General features: G+C 70.4%; 7 protein-coding genes. 5 read left to right on the top strand and 2 right to left on the bottom strand.

What is annotated here, in order from left to right; genetic code table 11:
- The 3 genes from ACFW2E_RS38625 to tyrS all read left to right on the top strand — a co-directional run.
- On the top strand, nt 1–1217 hold a 1217-nt coding region (locus ACFW2E_RS38625), incomplete at its 5' end, for a TldD/PmbA family protein (RefSeq protein WP_384474259.1).
- Nucleotides 1214–2617, top strand: coding sequence for a metallopeptidase TldD-related protein (locus ACFW2E_RS38630; protein WP_384474262.1), 1404 nt, complete (start codon nt 1214–1216; stop codon nt 2615–2617). The genes ACFW2E_RS38625 and ACFW2E_RS38630, both read left to right, overlap by 4 nt.
- A 66-nt stretch (nt 2618–2683) precedes the next feature.
- Nucleotides 2684–3952 carry a tyrosine--tRNA ligase gene (gene tyrS / locus ACFW2E_RS38635; RefSeq protein WP_384474265.1) on the top strand — a complete coding sequence of 423 codons (1269 nt, stop codon included), beginning with the start codon at nt 2684–2686 and terminating at the stop codon, nt 3950–3952.
- Nucleotides 3953–4006: 54 nt separating this feature from the next.
- Here tyrS and ACFW2E_RS38640 read toward each other — a convergent pair whose 3' ends face one another.
- A complete protein-coding gene (locus tag ACFW2E_RS38640; protein ID WP_384474268.1) occupies nt 4007–4285 on the bottom strand; it encodes a GlsB/YeaQ/YmgE family stress response membrane protein in 279 nt (92 codons plus the stop codon).
- A 260-nt stretch (nt 4286–4545) separates the two neighbouring features.
- Between ACFW2E_RS38640 and ACFW2E_RS38645 the strand changes: the two genes are divergently transcribed.
- The gene (locus ACFW2E_RS38645) at nt 4546–4944 is read left to right on the top strand and encodes a DUF3099 domain-containing protein (protein WP_384474271.1); all 399 of its coding nucleotides are present in this window, start codon (nt 4546–4548) and stop codon (nt 4942–4944) included.
- 228 nt (nt 4945–5172) lie between these two features.
- On the top strand, nt 5173–5409 hold the full coding sequence (locus tag ACFW2E_RS38650; RefSeq protein WP_384474274.1) for a hypothetical protein: 237 nt from the start codon (nt 5173–5175) through the stop codon (nt 5407–5409).
- Here the strand turns inward: ACFW2E_RS38650 and moaA are convergent.
- On the bottom strand, nt 5406–6395 hold the full coding sequence (gene moaA, locus ACFW2E_RS38655) for a GTP 3',8-cyclase MoaA (protein WP_384474277.1): 990 nt from the start codon (nt 6393–6395) through the stop codon (nt 5406–5408). The genes ACFW2E_RS38650 and moaA overlap by 4 nt on opposite strands.
- Nucleotides 6396–6524: the final 129 nt, after the last annotated feature.

The following is a 6524-nucleotide window of genomic DNA, read 5'->3' on the forward strand; positions in this document are numbered from 1 at the left end:
TGTTAAAGGGGGCGGGGTGGGAGGAGCGGGTGGAGCTCGCCGGCGACCCGGTGCACGCCGAGATGACCTGGGTCTCGTCGTACGAGATAGACGCGTTCTCGGTGCCCGACGAGGAGAAGTCGGCGCTGCTGACGGACTGGAGCTCCCGGCTGCTGGCGGCGAACGGCGTCGACCACGTCGACGCCTCGCTGCTCACCGTGCACGAGAACAAGTTCTACGCCGACACGGCGGGCACCGTGACCACGCAGCAGCGGGTGCGGCTGCATCCGCAGCTGACCGCCGTGTCGGTCGACGAGTCGAGCGGCGAGTTCGACTCGATGCGGACGATCGCGCCGCCGGTCGGACGCGGCTGGGAGTACCTCACCGGCACCGGCTGGGACTGGGAGGGCGAGCTCGAGCAGATCCCCGAGCTGCTCGCCGAGAAGATGCGGGCACCGAGCGTGGAGGCGGGCCTGTACGACCTGGTCGTCGACCCGTCCAACCTGTGGCTGACCATCCACGAGTCCATCGGCCACGCCACCGAGCTGGACCGGGCGCTCGGCTACGAGGCCGCGTACGCGGGGACCTCCTTCGCCACCTTCGACCAGCTGGGCAAGCTCAGGTACGGCTCCGAGCTGATGAACGTGACCGGTGACCGCACCGCCGAGCACGGTCTGGCGACCGTCGGGTACGACGACGAGGGCGTCGAGGCGCAGTCCTGGGACCTGGTGAAGGACGGCACGCTCGTCGGCTACCAGCTGGACCGGCGCATCGCGAAGCTGACCGGTTTCGAGCGGTCCAACGGGTGCGCGTACGCCGACTCCCCCGGACATGTGCCCGTGCAGCGCATGGCCAACGTGTCGCTGCGGCCGGATCCGGCCGGGCTGTCCACGGAGGACCTCATCGGGGGCGTGGACCGCGGCATCTACGTCGTCGGGGACCGGTCCTGGTCCATCGACATGCAGCGCTACAACTTCCAGTTCACCGGTCAGCGCTTCTTCAGGATCGAGAACGGCCGGATCACCGGTCAGCTGCGGGACGTGGCCTACCAGGCGACCACCACCGACTTCTGGGGCTCGATGGCGGCCGTGGGCGGCCCGCAGACATACGTCCTGGGCGGTGCCTTCAACTGCGGCAAGGCCCAGCCGGGGCAGGTGGCCGCCGTGTCGCACGGGTGCCCCTCCGCTCTCTTCAAGGGCGTCAACATCCTCAACACCACCCAGGAGGCCGGTCGATGAGCGCGCGTACCAGCAAGGCGCACAAGCCGCACGAGATCGTCGAGCGCGCTCTGGAGCTGTCCCGGGCCGACGGGTGCGTCGTCATCGCCGACGAGCACTCGACCGCGAACCTGCGCTGGGCGGGCAACGCGCTGACCACGAACGGTGTCACCCGCGGGCGCACGCTCACGGTCGTGGCGACCGTGGACGGCAAGGAGGGCGCCGCCTCCGGTGTCGTCTCCCGCTCGGCCGTGACCGCGGAGGAGCTGGAGCCCCTGGTCCGGGCCGCGGAGGCCGCCGCACGCGGCGCCGGGCCCGCCGAGGACGCGCAGCCGCTGGTCACCGGCGTGCCGGCGTCGCCGGACTTCACGGACGCTCCCGCCGAGACCTCCTCCGCGGTGTTCGCGGACTTCGCCCCGGCGCTCGGCGAGGCCTTCGCACGCGCGCGTGCGGGCGGCCGTGAGCTGTACGGCTTCGCCAACCACGAGCTCGTCTCCACGTACCTGGGCACGTCGACGGGTCTGCGGCTGCGGCACGACCAGCCCAACGGCACGCTGGAGCTCAACGCCAAGTCCCCGGACCGTACGCGCTCGGCGTGGGCGGGGCGCTCCACCCGGGACTTCAAGGACGTCGACCCGGGCGCGCTCGACACCGAGCTGGCCGTGCGCCTCGGCTGGGCCGAGCGGCGTGTGGAGCTGCCCGCGGGCCGTTACGAGACGCTCCTGCCACCGACGGCCGTGGCCGACCTGATGATCTACCAGCTGTGGTCGGCGTCGGGCCGGGACGCGGCCGAGGGACGGACGGTGTTCTCCAAGCCCGGCGGCGGCACCCGTCTGGGCGAGCGGCTGACCGGGCTGCCGCTGACCCTGCGCAGCGATCCGAACGAGCCGGGACTGGAGTGCGCCCCGTTCGTCGTCGCGCACTCCTCCGGGGGCGACCAGTCGGTGTTCGACAACGGGCTGCCGGTGGGCGCGGTCGAGTGGGTCGGCGACGGTGAGCTGAAGCATCTGACGACCACCCGGCACAGCGCGGGCCTGACCGGGCTGCCGGTGGCCCCGGCGGGCGGAAACCTGATCCTGGACGGCGGCGCGGACCGCTCCCTGGAGGAGATGGTCGCCGCCACCGGGCGCGGCCTGCTGCTGACCTGCCTGTGGTACATCCGTGAGGTCGACCCTGCGACGCTGCTGCTGACGGGCCTGACCAGGGACGGCGTGTACCTCGTCGAGAACGGCGAGGTGACCGGCGAGGTGAACAACTTCCGGTTCAACGAGTCGCCGGTGGACCTGCTGGGGCGGGCGACGGAGGCCGGGCGCACGGAAAAGACGCTGCCCAGGGAGTGGAGCGACTGGTTCACTAGGGCTGCGATGCCCTCGCTGCGGGTGCCGGACTTCAATATGAGCTCTGTCAGCCAGGGCGTATAACCTCGTAGGCATTCGCAGCCGGCTGTCACCCGGCTGCCCCGAGATCACCAAGGAGACGCGAGAACCGTGACGGACATCGTCGACGAGCTGAAGTGGCGCGGGCTGTTCGCCCTGTCCACTGACGAGGACGCATTGCGCAAGGCGCTCGCGGACGGTCCCGTCACGTTCTATTGCGGCTTCGACCCGACCGCGCCGTCCCTGCACGTGGGGCACCTGGTCCAGGTGCTGACCGTCCGCCGGCTCCAGCAGGCCGGGCACCGGCCGCTGGCGCTGGTCGGCGGCGCCACGGGTCTGATCGGCGACCCGCGCCCGACCGCCGAGCGCACGCTGAACGACCCGGAGACGGTCGCCGGCTGGGTGGACAGGCTGCGTGCCCAGATCGAGCCGTTCCTGTCCTTCGAGGGCGAGAACGCGGCCGTCATGGTCAACAACCTCGACTGGACCGCGGGTCTGACCGCGATCGAGTTCCTGCGGGACATGGGCAAGCACTTCCGCGTCAACAAGATGCTGACCAAGGACTCGGTGGCCCGCCGTCTCGAGTCCGACCAGGGCATCAGCTACACGGAGTTCAGCTACCAGATCCTGCAGGGCATGGACTTCCTGCAGCTGTTCCGGCGGTACGGCTGCACGCTCCAGCAGGGCGGCAGCGACCAGTGGGGCAACCTCACGGCCGGTCTGGACCTGATCCACAGGCTGGAGCCGCACGCGAGCGTGCACGCGCTGGCCACGCCGCTGATGACCAAGGCGGACGGCACCAAGTTCGGCAAGACCGAGGGCGGCGCCATCTGGCTCGACCCGGAGATGACGACGCCGTACGCGTTCTACCAGTTCTGGCTGAACGTGGACGACCGGGACATCTCGACCTACATGCGGATCCTGTCCTTCAAGTCCCGCGAGGAGCTGGAGGAGTTGGAGAGGCAGACGGAGGAGCGTCCGCAGGCGCGGGCCGCCCAGCGGGCGCTGGCCGAGGAGCTGACGACGCTGGTGCACGGTGCCGACCAGACGGCCGCCGTGATCGCCGCGTCCAAGGCGCTGTTCGGTCAGGGCGAGCTGACGGACCTCGACGACAGGACGCTGGCCGCGGCCCTGTCCGAGGTGCCGCACATCCGGGTCGACGAGCTCGGCCAGGTCGTGGACCTGTTCGCCGAGGTGGGCCTGGTGGCGAGCAAGTCGGCCGCGCGGCGCACGGTCAAGGAGGGCGGTGCCTACGTGAACAACGCGAAGGTCACCGCCGAGGACGCGGTCCCCGCCAAGGAGGACCTGCTGCACGGACGCTGGCTGGTGCTGCGCCGGGGCAAGAAGAACCTGGCCGCGGTCGAGGTCACGGGCGCGTGATGCACGCCGAAGGGCGGTTCCCTCTCCGGGAGCCGCCCTTCGGTGTGTCCGCCGTCAGACCCGCTGCTTCTTGCTCCCCCACAACGCCATGTAGGCCATGTCGCCGAGGGCGACGATGATGATCGCGGCGATGAGCTGGAAGAGGTGGCGGGTCCAGTCGATGCCCCGGGTCTCGGCGACGCCGAACGCACTCGCGATCGCGTTGCCGGCGACCGCGCCCAGGATGCCGAAGATCGTGACCAGCCAGAGGGGACTGTGCTGCTTGCCCGGGATGAGCGCCTTGGCGATCAGGCCCAGCACGAAACCCACGATGATCGCCCACAACCAGCCCATGGCTGCCTCCTCGTACGGATCGACGTGAGCTTTACGGTCAGTGTCGGGCCGTCCGCCGTACGGCGCATTTCGGGTACGGCCGATCGGCGCACGCCCGTACGGAGCACGGCGCAGGACGTTCGCCCAGGCAGGAGGCGACCCGGTCTCGAAGGCGGCGGAGGTGCGGCGTAACGTTGAATGCGTCCCGGCCCGGTTCCCCGACCGAGCGGGGAGCGTTTGTGGGCCGGGGACAGTCCGATGCGGGCGGATGGTGGAATGTGATGCGGAAGCAGCGTGGCGGAGGCAACGCCGAGGTGTTCCGGATCACCGGAGCCCGGACGGGCCTGGCCGAGGACGTGCGCGCCAGACAGCGCCGGTACATCATCTCGATGTCGGTCCGTACCATCTCGGTGATCCTCGCGGCCACCCTCTGGAACGTCGAACGGCACGTCGCGATCGTGGCGTTGGTACTCGGCGCGTTGCTCCCCTACGTCGCCGTGGTGATCGCCAACGCCGGCCGGGAGAAGCCGCCCTCCCTTCCGTCGACGTTCGTGGCCGCTCCCACCCGGCCGATGATCACGCCGCCCCGGGCGGAGGACGCGCACACGGAATCCGTCCCGCAGGACGCGCCGACCGGTCCGGGGGCGAAGGTTCGCGGTGAGCGGCCGGACCCTGCGTGAGGATCTCGGATGTCCGGTAAACGGATGGCGACTCCGCACCAAGCTCAAGAAAAGCTCAGATCAATCGTGCAGTTCCAGTGCCGGGCGACGGGTTACCCGTGACATACTGCGTACGCGCTCCGCATCCCCCGTCGGAGCGACGGACCGACGCCGGGCAGCTCCCCCCGTGGCTGCTCGGCGTCGCCTTGTTTGCAGCGCTTCTGAACGCATTCCTGTGAGACGAACCCCGTGAGTGACGAGACCCCGATCTGCTCCGCCAAGGGCTGCCGCGCCGACGCCGTATGGGTGCTCGCCTGGAACAACCCGAAGATCCACACGCCGGACCGGCGCAAGACGTGGCTCGCGTGCGAGGAGCACCGCGAGCATCTTTCGCAGTTCCTCGGGGTGCGCGGGTTCCTGAAGGACGTCGTCCTGCTGACCGAGTGGGAGACGGCGGAGGGGGCCCGACCTCCCGGCGGGAGCTAGCCGCCGATCGCCGACATCGGTCGCTCGGGCTGCAGGAAGGACGGGTCGTCCAGACCGGATCCGGCCTTCTTTCCCCACATCGCCAGTCGCCAGATGCGGGCGATCTCCTCGTCGGGGGCGCCGGAGCGCAGGGCGGCGCGCAGGTCCGTCTCCTCCCTCGCGAACAGGCACGTCCGTATCTGGCCGTCGGCAGTGAGGCGGGTGCGGTCACAGGCCGCGCAGAACGGGCGGGTGACGGAGGCGATGACGCCGACGCGGTGCGGGCCGCCGTCGACCAGCCAGCGTTCGGCCGGTGCCGAGCCGCGCTCCCCCGCGCCCTCGGGCGTCAGCTCGAAGCGGGTGCGCAGGGAGGCCAGGATGTCTCCGGCCGTCACCATGCCCTCGCGCTTCCAGCCGTGCTGGGCGTCCAGGGGCATCTGCTCGATGAACCGCAGCTCGTAGTCGTGCTCCATCGCCCAGGCCAGGAGGTCCGGGGCCTCGTCCTCGTTCAGGCCCGGCATCAGGACCGTGTTGACCTTGACCGGGGTGAGGCCCGCCTCGCGTGCGGCCCGGAGGCCCGCGAGGACGTCCTTGTGGCGGTCGCGGCGGGAGAGCGCCTTGAAGACGTCCGGGCGGAGGGTGTCGAAGGAGACGTTGACCCGGTCCAGGCCCGCCGCCTTCAGGGCGCTCGCGGTGCGCTCGAGGCCGATGCCGTTGGTGGTGAGGGACGTCTGGGGGCGCGGCTCCAGGGCGGCGACGCGCTCGACGATGCCGACCAGGCCGGGGCGGAGCAGCGGCTCACCGCCGGTGAAGCGGACCTCGGTGATGCCCAGCGTCCGGACCGCGATGTCGATCAGGCGGACGATCTCGTCGTCCGTGAGCAGGTCCTGCTTGGCCAGCCACTGCAGGCCCTCCTCCGGCATGCAGTAGGTGCAGCGCAGATTGCACCGGTCGGTGAGGGACACCCTCAGGTCGGTGGCCACTCGGCCGTAGGTGTCGATGAGCACGTGGGCCCCCTCCCTCGTTCCGCATCCACTCGTCTTGCGTCACCTGCGAGCCTACGTGACACCACTGACATCGGCCGAGACCCGATCCCACGAGGTAAGACGCGGCCGCGTCGTAGATCCCAACGCACT

The organism is Streptomyces sp. NPDC058964 (genome assembly GCF_042741275.1).
In the GTDB taxonomy this organism is placed as follows: Bacteria; Actinomycetota; Actinomycetes; order Streptomycetales; family Streptomycetaceae; genus Streptomyces.